Source organism: Pseudoalteromonas sp. S3178, assembly GCF_005886985.1.
Taxonomy (GTDB): domain Bacteria; phylum Pseudomonadota; class Gammaproteobacteria; order Enterobacterales; family Alteromonadaceae; genus Pseudoalteromonas; species Pseudoalteromonas carrageenovora.
Window position 1 is genome coordinate 1 of record NZ_PNCW01000628.1, and the last position, 273, is coordinate 273.

Below are 273 nucleotides of genomic sequence, written 5' to 3' on the forward strand. Positions count from 1 at the left end.
AAAAATAAGCCTGTGGCAACAGTGCCCAAACTTGAGCAACCACGCTGCTAGATAGAGCTTCTCCCCCCACCACAATGTGGTGCGCAGCATTGCTCGGTTGTAATCGTGCCAGCACGCCTTGCAAGTGGGCTGGAGTCACCTTAAACAGCAATGACTCTTCGCGCGCTAAACACGCACTAAGCTCTGTGATTAACTGCTCACCATCGCTTAGCAGCACTACACCAAGACCATTAACCAGCGCGCCCCATAAGCTCGTTACAGTCGCATCAAACG

The 273-nt window shown here is 52.4% G+C and carries 1 protein-coding gene; it reads right to left on the minus strand.

Annotated elements, in window-relative coordinates:
* Positions 1–273: amino acid adenylation domain-containing protein (locus CWC11_RS22525; protein WP_138684291.1), on the minus strand; the 273-nt coding region annotated here is incomplete at both ends.